The organism is Ramlibacter sp. (assembly GCF_035627355.1).
Taxonomy (GTDB): domain Bacteria; phylum Pseudomonadota; class Gammaproteobacteria; order Burkholderiales; family Burkholderiaceae_C; genus Ramlibacter.
The window spans coordinates 18,625-36,105 of record NZ_DASPLW010000014.1 but is presented as its reverse complement, the minus strand read 5'-3'; the positions used below and the strand labels follow the sequence as shown (position 1 = coordinate 36,105).

15 protein-coding genes are annotated in these 17,481 nt (G+C 70.3%); 11 read left to right on the top strand and 4 right to left on the bottom strand.

Annotated elements, in window-relative coordinates; all coding sequences use genetic code 11:
• Positions 1–84: 84 nt before the first annotated feature.
• The 3 genes from ileS to VEC03_RS05190 are packed head-to-tail and all read left to right on the top strand — an operon-like array spanning position 85 to position 5,154.
• Positions 85–2,931: an isoleucine--tRNA ligase gene (gene ileS, locus VEC03_RS05200; protein ID WP_324913225.1), complete on the top strand. Its 2,847-nt coding sequence runs from the start codon at positions 85–87 to the stop codon at positions 2,929–2,931.
• On the top strand, positions 2,931–3,437 hold the full coding sequence (gene lspA, locus VEC03_RS05195) for a signal peptidase II (RefSeq protein ID WP_324913223.1): 507 nt from the start codon (positions 2,931–2,933) through the stop codon (positions 3,435–3,437). Before ileS ends, lspA begins: the two co-directional genes overlap by 1 nt.
• A gap of 49 nt (positions 3,438–3,486) precedes the next feature.
• Positions 3,487–5,154 carry a Na/Pi cotransporter family protein gene (locus VEC03_RS05190; RefSeq protein ID WP_324913221.1) on the top strand — a complete coding sequence of 556 codons (1,668 nt, stop codon included), beginning with the start codon at positions 3,487–3,489 and terminating at the stop codon, positions 5,152–5,154.
• A gap of 9 nt (positions 5,155–5,163) precedes the next feature.
• On the opposite strand, the gene VEC03_RS05185 is transcribed toward VEC03_RS05190, so the two are convergent.
• Complete coding sequence (locus VEC03_RS05185) at positions 5,164–6,030, bottom strand: EamA family transporter (protein WP_324913220.1); 867 nt, start codon at positions 6,028–6,030, stop codon at positions 5,164–5,166.
• A 135-nt stretch (positions 6,031–6,165) separates the two neighbouring features.
• Here VEC03_RS05185 and VEC03_RS05180 point away from each other — a divergent pair, with 135 nt between their 5' ends.
• From VEC03_RS05180 to VEC03_RS05145, 8 genes are all read left to right on the top strand, one after another.
• Positions 6,166–7,527 carry a glutamine synthetase family protein gene (locus tag VEC03_RS05180; protein ID WP_324913218.1) on the top strand — a complete coding sequence of 454 codons (1,362 nt, stop codon included), beginning with the start codon at positions 6,166–6,168 and terminating at the stop codon, positions 7,525–7,527.
• Positions 7,528–8,661: an iron-containing alcohol dehydrogenase gene (locus tag VEC03_RS05175; RefSeq protein WP_324913216.1), complete on the top strand. Its 1,134-nt coding sequence runs from the start codon at positions 7,528–7,530 to the stop codon at positions 8,659–8,661.
• Entirely contained in the window at positions 8,658–9,443 is a 786-nt protein-coding gene (locus VEC03_RS05170; protein WP_324913214.1) for a type 1 glutamine amidotransferase, read from the top strand. The genes VEC03_RS05175 and VEC03_RS05170 overlap by 4 nt, the downstream gene beginning before the upstream one ends.
• 156 nt (positions 9,444–9,599) lie before the next feature.
• Entirely contained in the window at positions 9,600–11,141 is a 1,542-nt protein-coding gene (locus VEC03_RS05165) for a 4-hydroxyphenylacetate 3-hydroxylase N-terminal domain-containing protein (RefSeq protein ID WP_324913212.1), read from the top strand.
• A 17-nt stretch (positions 11,142–11,158) separates the two neighbouring features.
• Positions 11,159–12,094 (top strand): VOC family protein, encoded by a 936-nt coding sequence (locus VEC03_RS05160; protein ID WP_324913210.1) that lies wholly within the window; start codon positions 11,159–11,161, stop codon positions 12,092–12,094.
• Positions 12,095–12,140: 46 nt separating this feature from the next.
• Positions 12,141–13,676 (top strand): 4-hydroxyphenylacetate 3-hydroxylase N-terminal domain-containing protein, encoded by a 1,536-nt coding sequence (locus tag VEC03_RS05155; protein ID WP_324913208.1) that lies wholly within the window; start codon positions 12,141–12,143, stop codon positions 13,674–13,676.
• A 14-nt stretch (positions 13,677–13,690) separates the two neighbouring features.
• Positions 13,691–14,272, top strand: coding sequence for a flavin reductase family protein (locus tag VEC03_RS05150; protein ID WP_324913206.1), 582 nt, complete (start codon positions 13,691–13,693; stop codon positions 14,270–14,272).
• A 61-nt stretch (positions 14,273–14,333) separates the two neighbouring features.
• On the top strand, positions 14,334–14,768 hold the full coding sequence (locus VEC03_RS05145; RefSeq protein WP_324913204.1) for a cupin domain-containing protein: 435 nt from the start codon (positions 14,334–14,336) through the stop codon (positions 14,766–14,768).
• A gap of 189 nt (positions 14,769–14,957) precedes the next feature.
• Here the strand turns inward: VEC03_RS05145 and VEC03_RS05140 are convergent, their stop codons facing one another.
• The 3 genes from VEC03_RS05140 to VEC03_RS05130 are packed head-to-tail and all read right to left on the bottom strand — an operon-like array spanning position 14,958 to position 17,467.
• On the bottom strand, positions 14,958–15,689 hold the full coding sequence (locus VEC03_RS05140) for an SDR family NAD(P)-dependent oxidoreductase (RefSeq protein WP_324913202.1): 732 nt from the start codon (positions 15,687–15,689) through the stop codon (positions 14,958–14,960).
• Positions 15,686–16,978, bottom strand: a complete 1,293-nt coding sequence (locus VEC03_RS05135) for a TRAP transporter large permease (RefSeq protein ID WP_324913200.1) — start codon at positions 16,976–16,978, stop codon at positions 15,686–15,688. Before VEC03_RS05135 ends, VEC03_RS05140 begins: the two co-directional genes overlap by 4 nt.
• 12 nt (positions 16,979–16,990) lie before the next feature.
• Positions 16,991–17,467, bottom strand: a complete 477-nt coding sequence (locus tag VEC03_RS05130) for a TRAP transporter small permease (protein ID WP_324913198.1) — start codon at positions 17,465–17,467, stop codon at positions 16,991–16,993.
• Positions 17,468–17,481 lie beyond the last annotated feature (14 nt).

The following is a 17,481-nucleotide window of genomic DNA, read 5'->3' as shown; positions in this document are numbered from 1 at the left end:
CCCGCAACATGCCACGTCCGGCCGGACGTGGGTGCCGGGGCGGCCCGGCATGACCTCTCTCCCGATGCACCGCCGAGGCTTCCCATGACCGACAAGACCGACTACCGCGCCACCCTCAACCTGCCCGACACGCCGTTCCCGATGCGGGGCGACCTGCCCCGTCGCGAGCCGGGCTGGGTGCAGCAGTGGGAGGAGCAGGGCCTGTACAAGCGCCTGCGCGACGCGCGCAAGGGCCGCCAGAAATTCATCCTGCACGACGGTCCCCCCTATGCGAACGGGCAGATCCACATGGGGCACGCGGTCAACAAGGTCCTGAAGGACATGATCGTCAAGTCGCGCCAGCTCAAGGGGCTGGACGCCGCCTACATTCCCGGCTGGGACTGCCACGGGCTGCCGATCGAGAACGCGATCGAGAAGAAATACGGCCGCAACCTGCCGCGCGACGAGATGCAGGCCAAGAGCCGCGCGTTCGCGACCGAGCAGATCGCCATCCAGATGGCCGACTTCAAGCGGCTGGGCGTGCTGGGCGATTGGGACCATCCCTACCGCACCATGGACTTCCGCAACGAGGCCGACGAGATCCGCGCCTTCAAGCGGGTGATCGAGCGCGGCTTCGTCTACCGCGGCCTGAAGCCGGTCTACTGGTGCTTCGACTGCGGCTCCTCGCTGGCCGAGTTCGAGATCGAGTACGCCGACAAGCAGAGCCAGACGCTGGACGTGGGCTTCCTGGCGAACGAGCCTGCCAAGGTCTTTGCGGCCTTCGGCCTGCCGGCGGCGGCGGACAAGCCCGTCTTCGCCGTCATCTGGACCACCACCGCCTGGACCATCCCGGCCAACCAGGCGCTGAACCTGAACCCCGAGCTGGACTACTCGCTGGTGGACACCGCCCGCGGCTGCCTGGTGCTGGCCAGCTCGCTGGTCGAGCAATGCCTGGAGCGCTTCCACCTGCAGGGTGGCACCGTGCTCGCCACCGTCAAGGGCGAGCGGCTCGCCGACCTGGCCTTCCGGCATCCGCTGTACGAGGTCGATCCGGCCTACCGCCGCCTGTCGCCGGTCTACCTGGCCGACTACGCGACCGCGGACGACGGCACCGGCATCGTCCACTCCTCGCCGGCCTACGGCGTGGACGACTTCAACAGCTGCGTGGCGCACGGGCTGGCCTACGACGACATCCTCAACCCGGTGCAGGGCAACGGCAGCTACGCGGCCGACCTCGCCCTGTTCGGCGGCCAGAACATCTGGAAGGCGGTGCCGGCGATCATCGACGCGCTGGACAAGGCCGGCCGGCTGTTCGCCACCGCGCCGCTGTCGCACAGCTACCCGCACTGCTGGCGCCACAAGTCGCCGGTGATCTACCGCGCCGCTGCCCAGTGGTTCGTGCGCATGGACGAGGGCGAAGGCGTCTTCACCAAGGACAAGGCGCCGGCCACGCTGCGCCAGATGGCGCTGGCCGCGATCGAGGAGACCAGCTTCTACCCCGAGAACGGCAAGGCCCGGCTGCGCGACATGATCGCCGGCCGGCCCGACTGGTGCATCAGCCGCCAGCGCAGCTGGGGCGTGCCCCTGCCCTTCTTCCTGCACAAGGACACGGGCGAGCTGCATCCCAGGACGATGGAGATCCTGGACATCGCCGCCGACATGGTGCAGGCCGGCGGCATCGAGGCCTGGAGCAAGGCCTCGCCCGAGGACGTGCTGGCCCGGGTGGGCGCCGCGGCCGACGCGACCGCCTACACCCGCAGCAGCGACATCCTGGAGGTCTGGTTCGACTCCGGCACCACCCACACCACGGTGCTCAAGGGCTCGCACGCCGGCGCCGCCCACGAGCACGGCCCCGAGGCCGACCTGTACCTGGAAGGCCACGACCAGCACCGCGGCTGGTTCCACTCCGCCCTCCTGACGGCCTGCGCCATGTACGGCCGCGCGCCCTACCGCGGCCTGCTCACGCACGGCTTCACGGTGGACGCCCAGGGCCGCAAGATGAGCAAGTCGCTGGGCAACGGGGTGGATCCGCAGGCGACCTGGAAGAAGCTGGGCGCCGAGATCATCCGGCTGTGGGTGGCCGCCTCCGACTACTCGGGCGACATCGCCGGCGACGACAAGATCCTGGCACGGGTGGTGGACGCCTACCGGCGCATCCGCAACACCCTGCGCTTCCTGCTGGCCAACGTCAGCGACTTCGACCCGGCCAAGGACGCGGTGCCCTTCTCCGAGATGTTGGAGATCGACCGCTACGCCATGAGCCGCGCCTCGCAGTTCCAGGCCGAGGTGCTGGCCCACTACGAGGTGTACGAGTTCCACCCGGTGGTGGCCAAGCTGCAGGTCTACTGCTCGGAGGACCTGGGCGCGTTCTACCTGGATGTGCTCAAGGACCGGCTCTACACCACCGCGCCCAAGTCGCACGCCCGCCGCAGCGCCCAGACCGCGCTGTGGAACATCACCCACGCCATGCTGCGCTGGATGGCACCCTTCCTCAGCTTCACGGCGGAAGAGGCCTGGCAGGTGTTCGGCCATTCCGATTCGATCTTCATCGAGGAGTACGCCGAGATCGGCTCGCCCGACCCCGGGCTGCTGGCGCGCTGGGACCGCATCCGGGCCATCCGCGACCTGGCCAACAAGGAGATCGAGGCGGTGCGCGCCACCGGCCAGCTCGGCTCCTCGCTGCAGGCCAACCTGGTGGTCACCGCGCCGCCGGCCGACCTGCAGCTGCTGCAAAGCCTGGGCGAGGACCTGAAGTTCGTCTTCATCGCCTCGGCCGTGGCGCTGCAACCGGGCGACGAGCTGTCGGTCCGGGCCACGCCCTCGCCCGACACCAAGTGCGAGCGCTGCTGGCACTGGCGCGCCGACGTCGGCAGCGACCCGGCGCACCCGCAGATCTGCGGCCGCTGCACGAGCAACCTGTTCGGCGCCGGCGAAGACCGGCAGCACGCCTGATGGCGTCCCGCGGCTTCGCCCGCAGCACCGCGGGCGGCGGGATGCTGCCCTGGCTGGGGCTGGCGCTGATCCTGTTCATCGCCGACCAGTTCACCAAGGTGCTGATCCTGGGCTGGTACCAGCCGGGCGACTCCACCTACGTGGCGCCCTTCTTCAACATCGTGCGGGTGCACAACACCGGTGCCGCCTTCTCCTTCCTGGCGGCCGCGTCCGGCTGGCAGCGCTGGCTGTTCACCGGCATCGGGGTGGCGGCCACGCTGTTCATCCTCTGGATGCTGCGCACCCACCCGGGGCAGCGGCTGTTCTCCTTCGCGCTGGCCTGCATCCTGGGCGGGGCGGTCGGCAACGTGGTCGACCGGCTGCTGCACGGCTACGTGGTGGACTTCCTGCAGCTGCACTGGCGCGGCTGGTACTTCCCGGCCTTCAACGTGGCCGACGCCGCCATCACCGTGGGGGCCGCCAGCCTGATCCTGGACGAACTGTTGCGCGTGCGCCGAAGCCGCTGAGCCCGCGCCGCAAACAGGAACCTGCGTCGTATCATCCGATGCTTCAGGCATGAAGCATCTGTTGAATCTGCTGGCGGCGGTCGCGCTGCTGGTCTGGGGCACCCATCTCGTCCGGACCGGCATCCTGCGCGTCTTCGGCGCCAACCTCCGCCAAATCCTCGCGCGCAGCATCAGCAACCGCTACACGGCGGCCGTGGCCGGCGTCGGGGTCACGGCGCTGCTGCAATCGAGCACCGCCACCGCGCTGATCGTGTCCGCGTTCGTCGGCCAGGGCCTGATCACGCTGCCGCTGGCGCTGGCCGTGATGCTGGGGGCCGACGTCGGCACCAGCCTGGTCACGGTGGTGTTCTCATTCGACCTGTCCTGGCTGTCGCCGCTGCTGATCTTCGTCGGCGTGGTGCTGTTCATCTCGCGCACCGACACCAACGTGGGCCGCTTCGGCCGGGTGCTGATCGGCCTGGGGCTGATGCTGCTGGCGCTGCGGCTGGTGTCCGAGTCCACCCAGATCATGGTGCAGTCGCCGGTGGTCAAGGCGCTGCTGGAGTCGGTCAGCAGCGACCTGCTGCTGGAGATCACCGTGGGCGCCGTGCTGGCGGTGCTGTCCTATTCCAGCCTGGCCACCGTGCTGCTGGTGGCAGCGCTGGCGTCCACCGGCTTCGTGCCGATCGACATGGCGCTGGGCCTGGTGCTGGGCGCCAACCTGGGCAGCGGCCTGCTGGGGGTGCTGACCACGGCTCGCTCGCCGGTGCAGGTGCGGCACGTGCCGCTGGGCAACCTGATCTTCAAGTGCATCGGCGTGCTGCTGGCCGCGCCCGTGATCGGCCTGTGGCTGCGCTACCTGCGCCCCTTCCTGGGCGACCTCGCCACCACGGTGGTGCTGTTCCACCTGAGCTTCAACATCGTGATGGGGGTACTGCTGATCGCCTTCATCCACCCGGTGGCGCGCCTGGTGGTGCGCTGGCTGCCGCAGCCCCAGCGGCCGCCCAGCGGCCGCCCGCACCACCTGGACCCCTCCGCGCTGGGCACGCCGTCGCTGGCCATCTCCTGCGCGGCGCGCGAGGCGCTGCACCAGGCCGACGTGGTCGAGACCATGCTGCAGGGCATGCTGACCGTGGTGAAGACCGACGACATGCGGCTGTCGCAGGACCTGCGCAAGCTCGACGACACGGTGGACGAGCTGTATTCGGCCATCAAGTACTACCTGACCAAGATCTCGCGCGAGGAACTGGGCGAGGAGGAAAGCCGGCGCTGGACCGACATCGTCAGCTTCACCATCAACATGGAGCAGATCGGCGACACGGTCGAGCGGGTGCTGATAGACATCGAGGACAAGAAGATCCGCAAGGGCCGGAGCTTCTCCGACGCCGGCATGGCCGAGATCTGCGAGTTGCACGCGCGCCTGATCGACAACCTGCGCCTGGGCATGAGCGTGTTCCTCAACGGCTCGGTGCGCGACGCCCAGAAACTGCTGGAGGAGAAGGCGCGCTTCCGCGACCTGGAGCACGCCTTCGCCTCCACCCACCTGTCGCGGCTGGCGGACAACAGCGTGCAGAGCATAGAAACCAGCTCGCTGCACATCGACCTGATCAGCGACCTCAAGCGGATCAACTCGCACATCTGCTCGATCGCCTACCCGATCCTGGAATCGGCCGGCGCGCTGGCGCCCAGCCGCCTGCGCAGCGACGTGCTGGCGACCCAGCGCGAAACGGCGGCCTGAGCGCCGCACTCACCCCAGCCGCAGCGACACCACGCCGGCCAGCACCAGCGCCGTGCCCACGGCGCGGCGCGGGGTGAAGGCTTCCTTCAGCAGCCAGGTCCCCAGCAGCGCCGCGAACAGCACCGAGGTCTCGCGCAGGGCTGCCACGGTGGCCACCGGGGCCCGGGTCATCGCCCACAGCGCGATGCCGTAGGAACCCATGGACGCCGCGGCGCCGCCCGCAGCCAGCACCGCGCGGGCGCGTGCATGCGGCCAGGCCGCCGCCCAGCCCCGGCGGCGCCACACCAGCGCGGTGTAGAGCCAGCCGTCCAGCGCGAACAGCGCCGCGACGTACTGCCAGGCGGTGCCGCCGCCGCGCGTGGCGGCCCGCACGCCCAGCGCATCGACCACCGTGTACAGGGCGATGATCACCGCGTTGGCCAGCGCGAAACCGACTGCCCGGCGGCTGTGCAGCCCGGCCGTTGACAAGCCCAGCACCAGCACGCCGATGCACACCCCCAGCACCCCGGCCCAGCTGGCGAGCGACGGCGTCTCGCCCAGCGCCAGCGCCGAGGCCATCGCCACCAGCACCGGCGCCGAGCCGCGCATCAGGGGATAGGCCAACCCGAGCTCGCCGTGCTCGTAGGCCCCGGCGAGGGCGACGTAGTAGCCGATGTGGATGGCCACCGAGGCCAGCAGCCACGGCCAGGCGGCGGCCGGCGGCCAGCCCGCCAGCGCGACCAGCGGCAGCCCCAGCACCGAGCCGAGCAGCTGCAGCAGCGCCATGTCCAGCGCCTTGTCGCGGCCCGACTTGACCAGCGCGTTCCAGCCGGCGTGCAGCAGCGCGCCGAACAGCACCGCGCCCGCGACGCCCCAGCTCAGGCCCGCGGAGGACATGGGACGGGGCGGGACCGCGGCATGGACCGATTAGAGCAGCCCGGAATCGGCAAGGGCGCAACTCGACCATTGCGCGCCGCCCCGGCCGGGCGCGATCCGTGCCAGCATTGATCCGACACCGTCCACCTGCACCCGATGCCGAATGCCCGCCTCCACCCGGCGCTCGCTGCCCTGAAGAAGGAAGGCGCCACCCAGGTCAAGGTGGCGGTCAGCGACATCGATGGCGTGCTGCGCGGCAAGTACCTGCACATCGACAAGTTCATGGCCGCCTGTGAGGGCGGCTTCGGCTTCTGCGACGTGGTGTTCGGCTGGGACATGCTGGACAACCCGTACGACAACACCACGGCGACCGGCTGGCAGCACGGCTTCCCGGATGCGCAGGTGCGCATCGACCTGGACACCGCACGCCACGTGCCCTGGGACCAGGGCGTGCCTTTCTTCCTGGGCGAGTTCGTCAACGCCGACGGCTCGCCGCACGCCCTGTGCCCGCGCCAGGCGCTCAAGCGGGTGCTGGCCCGCGCCGAAAAGCTCGGCTACACCGTGATGGCGGGCATGGAGTTCGAGTGGTTCAACTTCCGCGAGACGCCGCAATCCTGGGCCGCCAAGCGCGGGCAACCGCCGGAGCCGATCACGCCCGGCATGTTCGGCTACTCCATCCTGCGCATGGCCGACAACCCCGGCTTCTTCCATGCGCTCATGGACGAGATGCAGGCCTTCCGCGTGCCGATCGAGGGCCTGCACACCGAGACCGGGCCCGGCGTCTACGAAGCCGCGCTCGTGTTCTCGGAGGCGCTGGAGCAGGCCGACCGCTCCATCCTGTTCAAGACCGGCGCGCGCGAGATCGGCAAGCGCTTCGGCATCATGCCCAGCTTCATGGCCAAGTGGAGCCAGCAGTACCCAGGCTGCAGCGGCCACATCCACCAGAGCCTGTCGGACGGCAGCACCAACCTGTTCTTCGATGCCAACGCACCGCGCCGCATGAGCCGGCTGTTCGAGCACTGGCTGGCAGGCCAGCTGCAATGCCTGCTGGAGTTCGCGCCCCTGTTCTGGCCCACCATCAACAGCTACAAGCGGCTGGTCGAGGGCTTCTGGGCGCCGGTCAAGCCGACCTGGGGCGTCGACAACCGCACGGCCAGCTTCCGTGTGATCGCCGGCTCGCCCAAGTCCACCCGGCTGGAGACGCGCTGCCCCGGCGCCGACATCAATCCCTACCTGGCGATGGCGGCGGTGATCGCGGCCGGCCTGCACGGCGTCGAACAGGAACTGGAACTCGGCACGCCCCCGATCACCGGCACCAACCAGGGCGCCGAGGACATCCCCGCGGCGCCGCGCTCGTTGATCGAGACCACCCGCATCTTCCGCCAGTCGGCGATCGCCCGCGACTGGCTGGGCGATGCCTTCGTCGACCATTTCGCCGCCACGCGCGAATGGGAATGGCGGCAATGGCAGGATGCGGTGACCGACTGGGAACTGAAACGCTACTTCGAAGTGATCTGAATGCCGGTCGCCCACTTCGCCTTCCCGACCGCGATCCGCTTCGGCCCCGGCGTGCGCCGCGAGGTCGCGGGCCATCTGCGCGAGCGCGGGCTGGGCCGGCCGCTGCTGGTCACCGACAGCGCCCTGGCGGCGCTGCCGCTGCTGGCCGAGTTCCGTTCGCACCTGCAGGGGCTGTCGGTGTCGGTGTACGCCGGCGTGGCGGGCAACCCGACGGCGCGGCAGGTGATGGACGGCGCAGCGGCCTTCCGCGCGCACGGCGCCGACTGCGTGATCGGCTTCGGCGGCGGCGCGGCACTGGACGTGGCCAAGGTGGTCGGGCTGGCCGCCACCCGCGCGGGCCACGTCCTCGAGTACGCCTGGGACCACCCGCGGGTGCGCCCCATCGAGGGCGACCTGCCCTGGTTCGTGGCGCTGCCCACCACCGCCGGCACCGGCTCGGAAGTGGGCCGCTCCGCCGTGATCGCGGAGGACGACACCCACCTGAAGCGCGTGATCTTCGGCCCGGCCCTGCTGGCCCGGCAGGTGTTCGCCGACCCGGAACTGACGCTGGACCTGCCGCCGGCGGTGACCGCCGCCACCGGCATGGACGCCCTGACGCACGCCATCGAGAGCTACCTGTCGCCTGTCTACCACCCCCTGTGCGACGGCATCGCGCTGGAGGGCGCCCGGATCGCGGCCCGGGCCCTGCCGCAGGCCGTGCACGAACCGCACGATCTGCAGGCGCGCGGCGACATGCTGGTGGCGGCCATGATGGGCGCCGTCGCCTTCCAGAAGGACCTGGGCGCCGTCCATGCCTGCGCCCACGCGCTGGGCGCCGTCTGCCACCTGCACCATGGCCTGGCCAATGCCCTCATGATCGACACCGTGCTGGACTGGAATCGCGAGGCCGTGCCCGCGAAATTCGACGAGCTGGCGCACGCCTGCGGCGTGGCCGGCGGCGGCCCGGCCCTGGTGGACTGGCTGCGCGCGCTCAAGGATGACATCGGCATCCGCGGGCGCCTGGCGGCGCACGGCGTGCAGGCGGAGCAGCTGCCGCGGCTGGTGGAGGTCGCCAGCGGCGACATCTGCCACCGCACCAACCCGCGGCCGTGCACGCCGGCCGATTTCAGGCGATTCTTCGAGGAGGCGATGTGAGCAGAGGCAGGACGGGCGACAGGCTCAAGATCGGGATCAGCGCCTGCTTCTTCCACCCGGACCCGCAGCGCACCGCGGCGTCCAGCAAGACGCTGCAGTGGATCGAGCAGTCCACCGCGCACTGGCTGATGTCGCAGGGCGCGCTGCCGGTGATGGTGCCCTCGCCCTTCGGCGAGACGGCCCGGGGCGACGTGGGGCTGGACGACTACGCGGGCTGGCTCGACGGCCTGCTGCTGCACGGCGGCGCCGACATCTGGCCCGGCAGCTACGGCGAGGAGCCGCTGCGCCCCGAGTGGAGCGGCGACCGCCTGCGCGACGAATACGACCTCGCGCTGGTGCGCGCCTTCGTCGCCGCCGGCAAGCCGGTGTTCGGCATCTGCCGGGGGCTGCAGCTGGTCAACGTGGCGCATGGCGGCACGCTCTACCAGGACATCGTGACCCAGAAGCCGGGCGCCCGCGTGCACCGCGACGCCAAGGCCTACGACCTGCATTTCCACGAGGTCGACGTGCTGCCCGGCACCCGGCTGGCGCAGCTGCTGGGCGCGCGGCGGCACCGCACCAACAGCGTCCACCACCAGGGCATCAAGGACCTGGCCCCGGGCTTCGCCGTCGAGGCCCTCTCGCCCGACGATGGCGTGATCGAGGCCATCCGCCACACGGGCGAGGCCTGGATCGCGGCGGTCCAGTGGCATCCGGAGCTGCACCGCCCCGACCTGGACGTGGTGGACGACACCCCGCTGCTGCAGGACTTCCTCGCCGCCGCGCGCAGCCGGCACGGCTGAGCACAGCGCCCGCGCGGGCCGCGGCAATAACCATCCCGTAATAGGCCCGCGCCCGAATTGTCAATGGACGTCATCGCTGGCCCGGCCGACCATAGGCCGTGCCGCGACTGTGGTCGCTGCGCGCACCCCTTGCTGGACCCCCACCTGGAGCCCGCCATGAACGCCCGGACGAAGCCCGAAACCTTGATTCCCTTCACTGGCCAGGAGTACCTCGAGAGTTTGAACGATGGCCGCGAGGTCTGGATCTACGGCCAGCGGGTCAAGAACATCGCCGAGCACCCGGCCTTCCGCAACTCGGCCCGCATGATCGCGCGCATGTATGACGCGCTGCACGACCCGGCGCGGCGCGAGGTGCTGACGGCGCCCACCGAATGGGGCGGCTTCACGCACCGCTTCTTCCAGGCGCCGCGCACGGTGCAGGAGCAGGTCGCCTCGCGCGACGCGATCGCCGAGTTCCAGCGCATCGCCTACGGGTGGATGGGCCGCTCGCCCGACTACAAGGGCAGCTTCCTCGGCACGCTGGGCGCCAACTCGGCCTTCTACAAGGGCTACGAGGCGAACGCGCTGCGCTGGTACCGCAAGGCCCAGGAGCGCACCTGGTACATCAACCACGCGATCATGAACCCGCCGGTGGACCGTGCCCGCGCCAGCGCCGACGGCTCCGACGTGTTCATCCGGGTGGTCAAGGAGAACGACGCCGGCATCTTCGTCAGCGGCGCCAAGGTGGTGGCCACCGGCTCCATGCTGACGCACTACACCTTCGTCGCGCACGCCGGCCAGATCCCGATCAAGGACCCGGCCTACGCGCCGGTGTTCATGGTGCCCACCGGCGCCCCCGGCGTGCGGATGATCTCGCGCGTGTCCAACGAGCAGCGCGCGGCCGTGCTGGGCAGCCCGTTCGATTACCCGCTGTCCTCGCGGCTGGACGAGAACGACGCCATCCTGGTGCTGGACAACGTGTTCATCCCCTGGGAGGACGTCTTCCTGCACGGCAACGTCGAGCAGGCCAACCGGTTCGCGCCGGATTCCGGCTTCAACAGCCGGGCCTCCATGCACGGCTGCACCCGGCTGGCCGTCAAGCTGGACTTCGTCTGCGGCATCCTGGCCAAGGCGCTGGACATCACCGGTGCCGCCGGCTTCCACGGCGTGCAGTCCAAATTCGGCGAGGTGCTGGCCTGGCGCAACACCATGTGGGGCCTGTCGGACGCCATGGCCAAGAGCGACATCCCCTGGCAGGGCATGGTGCAGCCGGATGCGCGCTACGCGGCGGCCTACCGCACCGTCTCGCAGATCGCCTATCCCTCGATCAAGAACATCATCGAGACGGTGATCGCCAGCGGGCTGATCTACCTGAACTCCAGCGCCGACGACTTCCAGGTGCCGGAGCTGCGCAGCTGCCTGGACACCTACCTGCGCGGCAGCAACGGGATCGACGCCGAGACCCGCGTCAAGACCATGAAGCTGCTGTGGGACTGCATAGGCACCGAGTTCGGCGCCCGCCACGAGCTGTACGAGATCAACTACCTCGGCTCCAACGACGTCACCCGCTTCGCCAACCTGTTCGAGGCCCAGGGCAGCGGCGAGCTCGAGCGGATGAAGGCCATGGTCGATGCCTGCATGGCCGAGTACGACACGCGCGGCTGGACCGCGCCCGACATGGTCGGCAACGCCGACGTCAGCGTGCTGCGCCCGCAGTGAAACAGGAGGTCACCGCCATGCCCAAGGCCCTCGACGTCGCCCACGTCCTCTACCAGGTGCCCGACCTGGACCGCATGGAAGCCTTCATGAACGACTTCGGCCTGGCCACCGCGGCCCGGACCGAGGACGTGCTGTACCTGCGCGGCGCCGGCCCGCAGCCCTACATCCACGTCACCCGGCGCGGCCCCGAGCCGCGTTTCCTCGGCGGCGCGCTGCGCATGGCCAGCCGCGCCGACCTGGACGCGCTGGCCGAGATGCCGGGCTCCTCGCCGGTGCAGCAGGTCAGCGACGCGCCGGGCGGCGGCTACCGGGTCCAGATGCATACGCCCGACGGCATCCTCATCGAGGCCGTGTGGGGGCAGCGCGAGGCCGAGCCGCTGCCGCACCGCGGCCCCAACCCCTTCAATGCCGGCGAGCGCAAGGAACGCCTCAACGCCTCGCTGCGGCCCAGGCGCGAGCCCGGGCTGGTGCTGCGGCTGGGCCACTTCGTCATCCGGGTGAGCGACCACGACCAGACCCTGGCCTGGTTCCAGCAGCGCTTCGGCCTGCTGCCCAGCGACGTGATGGGCGTGCCGGGCGACCCCGAGCGGGTGATCGGCACCTTCCTGCGCTGCGACCGCGGCAGCGAGGCGGTGGACCACCACAGCATGCTGCTGGTGCAGGCGGCCGACATCGGCGCCCACCACTGCAGCTTCGAGATGCAGGACGTCGACGCCGTCATGGGCGCGCACGACTACCTGGAGCAGAAGGGCTACCGGCTCGACTGTGGCGTCGGCCGGCACCTGATCGGCAGCCAGATCTTCGACTACTGGCGTGACCCGCACGGCTTCCGCGTGGAACACTACACGGACGGCGACGTGGTGAACCACGAACACCGGCCGCAGCGCTATTCGGTGCGCGCCGAGGAAACCACCCAGTGGGGCATGCAGCCGCCACCGGACTTTTTCGAGTGAGCGTCACGGCCGCCCGGCCCGGGCGGCCTTCGCGAGGAGATCGACCATGAGCCAGTCCGAAGCCGTCCCCTTCACCGGACGGGAGTACCTCGACAGCCTCGACGACGGCCGCGAGGTCTGGATCTACGGCGAGCGCGTAGCCAAGGTGGCCGAGCACCCGGCCTTCCGCAACGCCGCCCGCATGGTCGCGCGCATGTACGACGCGCTGCACGACCCGGCGCGCCAGCCGGTGCTGACCACGGCCAACGACGACGGCGGCTTCACCCACCGCTTCTACCGGGCGCCGCGCGACGGGGCCGAGCAGCTCGCCCAGCGCGACGCCATCGCCGACTGGCAGAAGTGCGCCTGGGGCTGGATGGGCCGCTCGCCCGACTACAAGGGCTCGTTCCTCGGCACGCTGGGCGCCAACGCCGGCTTCTACAAGGGGTACGAGGAGAACGCCCGCCGCTGGTACCGCAAGGCACAGCAGCGCACCTGGTACGTGAACCACGCCATCATGCATCCGCCGGTGGACCGCGACCTGCCCACCGCCGACGGCTCGGACGTCTACGTCAAGGTGGTCAAGGAGACCGACGCCGGCCTGTACGTCAGCGGCGCCAAGGTGGTGGCCACCAACTCCGCGCTGACCCACTTCACCTTCGTGGCCCACATCGCGCAGGTCCCGATCGCCGACCCGAAGTTCGCGCCCGTCTTCATCGTGCCCACCGGCGCGCCGGGCGTGAAGCTGCTGTGCCGCGTGTCCAACGAGTTCCGCGCCGCCGCCACCGGCAGCCCGTTCGACTACCCGCTGTCGTCCCGGCTGGACGAGAACGACGCCATCCTGGTGCTGGACAACGTGTTCGTGCCCTGGGAGGACGTGTTCATGCACGGCGACCTGGAGCAGGCCAACAAGTTCAACGTCGGCTCCGGCTTCCTGGAGCGCGCGTCGCTGCACGGCTGCACCCGCTTCGCCGTCAAGATGGACTTCATCTGCGGCCTGCTCACGCGCGCGCTGGAGATCACCGGCGCCAAGGGCTTCCACGGCGTGCAGGCGCAGCTGGGTGAGGTGATCGCCTGGCGCAACGCCTTCTGGGCCCTGTCGGATGCCATGGCCAAGAGCGCCGTGCCCTGGAACGACATGGTGCGCCCGGACGCCCACTTCGCCGGCGCCTACCGCGTGCTCAACCAGGAGGCGATGCCCAAGGTCAAGAACATCATCGAACAGGTGGTGGCCAGCGGGCTGATCTACCTGAACTCGCACACGGCCGACTTCAAGACGCCCGAGATCCGCGCCTACCTCGACAAGTACCTGCGCGGCTCCGGCGGCACGCCGGCCACCGAGCGGGTGCGCGTGATGAAGATGCTGTGGGACGCGATCGGCACCGAGTTCGGCGCCCGCCACGAGCTGTACGAGATCAACTACATCGGCAGCAACGACATCACCCGGCTGACCAACCTGTGGGCTGCCCAGGGCTCGGGCAACCTGGACCGCTTCAAGGCCTTCGCCCAGTCGGCCATGGACGAGTACGACCTGGACGGCTGGACCGCGCCGGACCTGGTCAACCCGGACGACATCAACCTGATAGCCCGCGGCCGGCGTTGAAGGACGACAGCACCATGCCCCCCGTCGAGCAAGCCAGCATCGCGGCGCAGGACGAAGCCGCGCGCGTGTTCACCCAGCGCCAGTTCCGCGACGCCATGGGCCAGTTCGCCACCGGGGTGGTGGTGATCTCCACCGAGCGCGACGGCGAGGCGCACGCCATGACCGCCAATGCCTTCATGTCCGGCTCGCTGCAGCCGCCGCTGGTGATGGTGTCGGTCGCCTGCAGCGCCCGCGCCTGCGAGCGCATCCGCGCCGCCGGCACCTTCGGCGTCAGCATCCTGGCCTGCACCCAGCAGCTGGTCAGCAACCACTTTGCCGGCAAGCCCAGCCCCGACCACGTGCCGGCCTTCGAGCGCCTGGACGGCCTGCCGGTGGTGGCCGGCGCCTCGGTGCAGATCGCCGCCGACCTGCGGCACGACTACGCCTGCGGCGACCACGCGCTGTTCGTCGGCGAAGTGCGGGCCCTGCGCCAGGCGCCGTCGCCCGCGCGGCCGCTGCTGTTCCATGGCGGCCGCTACGGCCGCATGGCCGCGCCCGACTGGAGCGCCGACGCGCTGCCGGAAGGGTTCTGGGCCAACCACGAATACCGCTGGTGACACGCGCACCGGCTTCGAGCACGGGGCGGCCGCCGGCTGCCCGCCTTTTGGAGTGACGACAATGAACATGCCCCATCCCCAGCAAGCGGTTGCGCAGTCGCTGGAACAGCTGATCCGCAAGGAAGACCTGGACCCGGCGAAGTGGATCGACTATCCCGAGTACGGCTTCCGCCAGTACTTCCTGTGGAAGAACCAGGAGACGGGGGCGAGCATCGCGCTGCTGGAGTACCAGAAGGGCGGCCGCATCCCGGTCAAGCACTCGCACGCCTCCAACCAGTTCATGTACTGCCTGGAAGGCGACTACGAGTACGTGGACGTGGGCCTGCGGCTCAAGCCGGGCTCGTTCTACATCAACCCCAAGGACAACCCGCACGGCCCGACCATCGCGCACGAGCGCAGCCTGCTGATCGAGATCTACGACGGCCCGCACTACTACGAGAAGCCGGTGTTCCACACCGACGAGACCATTGGCGACTTCCTGGCGAAGAAGGACTGAGGTCGCCTTCGAGGCCAGTGTGCGCCCGCTGACGCGGACTGCCTCAATGCCCTGGATCCCCGCCTTCGCGGGGATGACCGCCACTTCGTCATTCCCGCGAAGGCGGGAATCCAGTGCGCCCGCCTTTGGCGTCCTGCCTGAGTACCCTGAGTCGCCGCTCGGGGACCACCGTCTCTTACCGCCGCGCCCTCAGCGCCCGCCCAGCTGCGCCAGCATCCCGGCCCGGTCCTCGCGCAGCCGGCGCGCGATGTGCTCGGCCGGCGCACCCACCAGCAGGTAGTCCTGCCCGGACTCGATGCCGTCGCAGATCGCCCGCGCCACCTCGGCCGGCTGCAGCTTGGGCAGGCCGTCCAGGTGGCGCGTCATCGCGGTGTCCACCGCCGAGGGCAGCGCGGCCATCACCTGCGTGCCCTGGCCCGCCAGCTCGGCCCGCAGGCACTCGGTCATCCGCAGCGCCGCCGCCTTGGAGGCGCAAAGCGAGCCCATGGGCGGCATGCCGGCCTCGGCCGCGATCGACAGCACGTTGACGATGCAGCCCCCGCCGTTGCCCGCCAGCACGGGAGCGAAGGCACGGCACATGGCCAGGGTGCCGAAGTAGTTGGTCTCCATCTCGGCGCGCGCGGCGTCCAGGTCCGGCGCCCGCAGCAGCGAGGCGTTGCGGTTGACGCCGGCGTTGTTGACCAGCAGCTGCACGCCGGTGCAGCGCGCCGCCGCCTCGCGCACCGCGGCGGCGTCGGTGATGTCCAGCACCAGCGGCGACACGCGCGCATCGGCCCACGGGCCAACGTCGCGGCGCGCCGCCGCATGGACGCGGGCGGCGCCGCGCGCCAGCAGTTCGTCGACCAGCGCGCGGCCGATGCCGCCGGCTGCGCCGGTCACCAGGGCCGTCACGCCGGCCAGGGGAAGTCCACGTCCGCTCATCGCATCATCGACGGCAGCCACAGCGACAGCTGCGGCAGCCAGATCACCAGCAGCAGGCAGATCGTCGCCGCCACCACGAACCCGCCGATGCTGGCGAACATGCGCCAGGTGCCCACCTCGGGCAGCAGGCCCTTGACCACGAACACGTTCATGCCCATGGGCGGCGTGATCAGGCCCATCTCGACCACGATCACCACGATCACGCCGAACCAGATCGGGTCCAGCCCCAGCCCGACCACGATGGGGAAGAACACCGGGATGGTCAGGAAGATCATCGCCAGCCCGTCGAACACGCAGCCCAGCGCGATGTAGACGCCGCACATCAGCAGCACCACGCCGACCGGCGACATGTGCAGCGACTGCACCCAGTCGGCCGCCTGCTGGGTCAGGCCGGTCATGGTCAGGAAGTTGGTGAAGATGGCGGCGCCAATGGTCACGGGCAGCAGGATGGCGGTGATGTCGACCGACTCCTGCAGCGCCTCGCGCATGGCCTTCAGCGTGGCGCGGCGGCGCAGCGCCATGATCAGCAGCGCGCCGACCGAGCCCACGCCGGCGCTTTCGGTGGGCGTGAAGACGCCCACGTACAGGCCGCCGAACACGAACAGGAACAGCAGCAGCGTGGGCAGGATGCCGCGCAGCGCGACCAGCCGCTCGCCCCAGCTGGCGCTGGTGCGCGTGCCCATGAGCGCGGGCTGGAAGCGCGCCTTCACCCACACGTTGGCCATGTAGAGGGCGGTCAGCAGCAGGCCCGGGATCACGCCCGCGGCGAAAAGCTTGCCGATGTCGGTCTCGGTCAGGATGCCGTAGATCACCATGGGCACGCTGGGCGGGATCAGGATCCCGATGGTGCCGCCGGCGGCGATGGTGGCGCCGGCGAAGGCCGGGTCGTAGCCGTGGCGGCGCATCTCCGGCACCGCCACCCGCGTCATGGTGGCGGCGGTCGCCAGCGAACTGCCGCAGACCGCGCCGAAGCCGGCGCAGGCGCCCAGCGACGCATGGGCCAGGCCGCCGCGCAGGCCGCCGAACCAGCGCTGCGCGGTGCCGAACAGCTCGTCGGCCACGCCGGCCTTGAAGATGAAGGATCCCATCAGCACGAACAGCGGGATCACGGACAGCCCGTAGTTCATGCCCAGGTCCACCACCTGCTGGGCCGCCATGGCGAGCGCGGGCTCGAAGCCGCGGAACCAGGCGAAGCCCAGCAGGCCGACGGCGGCCATGGCGAAACCCAGCGGCAGGCCGGCCAGCGCCAGCAGGAACAGGACCGCGAACCCGATCGAGGCTATCAGCATGCGATCCGTCCCTCAGGCCGTCTTCGGCGCCGGAGGCGCCCGGAACGCTTCGCGCAGGACCAGCAGCGCCGCCACCAGCGACAGCGCGCACATGAAGTAGCCGGCCGGATGCACCGGGATGTTCAGGTAGCCGATCACGTCCTGGTTCTCGCGCATGGTCTCCGACCGGCGCCACAGCAGCCAGGCCTGCACGCCCAGCACGCTGGCCGAGGCGCCGCACACCAGTACCCACTGCAGCCGCCGCGCGGCGCCGCGCAGGCGCTCGTGCACGATGTCCAGCGAGATGTGCTGGCGCCGCAGCGTCACCGAGGGCAGGGCCGCGAAGACGACCACCACCATGGTGTACTGGACCAGTTCGATGGCGCCGGGCAGGGGCCGCGCCAGCAGGTAGCGACCGGTCACGTCGGCGGCGACGATCACCATCATGCCCAGCAGCGCCAGGCAGGCCAGGACTTCGAGCCAGCCCAGCCCGCGCGGGCTGCGCGGCATCTCCGTCGTCGGGG

Bases quoted from the DNA above. Each gene is read 5' to 3' on its own strand.
- ileS (WP_324913225.1), top strand. From the start codon at position 85: ATGACCGACAAGACCGACTACCGCGCCACCCTCAACCTGCCCGACACG.
- lspA (WP_324913223.1), top strand. From the start codon at position 2,931: ATGGCGTCCCGCGGCTTCGCCCGCAGCACCGCGGGCGGCGGGATGCTG.
- VEC03_RS05190 (WP_324913221.1), top strand. From the start codon at position 3,487: ATGAAGCATCTGTTGAATCTGCTGGCGGCGGTCGCGCTGCTGGTCTGG.
- VEC03_RS05185 (WP_324913220.1), bottom strand. From the start codon at position 6,030: ATGTCCTCCGCGGGCCTGAGCTGGGGCGTCGCGGGCGCGGTGCTGTTC.
- VEC03_RS05180 (WP_324913218.1), top strand. From the start codon at position 6,166: ATGCCGAATGCCCGCCTCCACCCGGCGCTCGCTGCCCTGAAGAAGGAA.
- VEC03_RS05175 (WP_324913216.1), top strand. From the start codon at position 7,528: ATGCCGGTCGCCCACTTCGCCTTCCCGACCGCGATCCGCTTCGGCCCC.
- VEC03_RS05165 (WP_324913212.1), top strand. From the start codon at position 9,600: ATGAACGCCCGGACGAAGCCCGAAACCTTGATTCCCTTCACTGGCCAG.
- VEC03_RS05160 (WP_324913210.1), top strand. From the start codon at position 11,159: ATGCCCAAGGCCCTCGACGTCGCCCACGTCCTCTACCAGGTGCCCGAC.
- VEC03_RS05155 (WP_324913208.1), top strand. From the start codon at position 12,141: ATGAGCCAGTCCGAAGCCGTCCCCTTCACCGGACGGGAGTACCTCGAC.
- VEC03_RS05150 (WP_324913206.1), top strand. From the start codon at position 13,691: ATGCCCCCCGTCGAGCAAGCCAGCATCGCGGCGCAGGACGAAGCCGCG.
- VEC03_RS05145 (WP_324913204.1), top strand. From the start codon at position 14,334: ATGAACATGCCCCATCCCCAGCAAGCGGTTGCGCAGTCGCTGGAACAG.
- VEC03_RS05140 (WP_324913202.1), bottom strand. From the start codon at position 15,689: ATGAGCGGACGTGGACTTCCCCTGGCCGGCGTGACGGCCCTGGTGACC.
- VEC03_RS05135 (WP_324913200.1), bottom strand. From the start codon at position 16,978: ATGCTGATAGCCTCGATCGGGTTCGCGGTCCTGTTCCTGCTGGCGCTG.
- VEC03_RS05130 (WP_324913198.1), bottom strand. From the start codon at position 17,467: ATGCCGCGCAGCCCGCGCGGGCTGGGCTGGCTCGAAGTCCTGGCCTGC.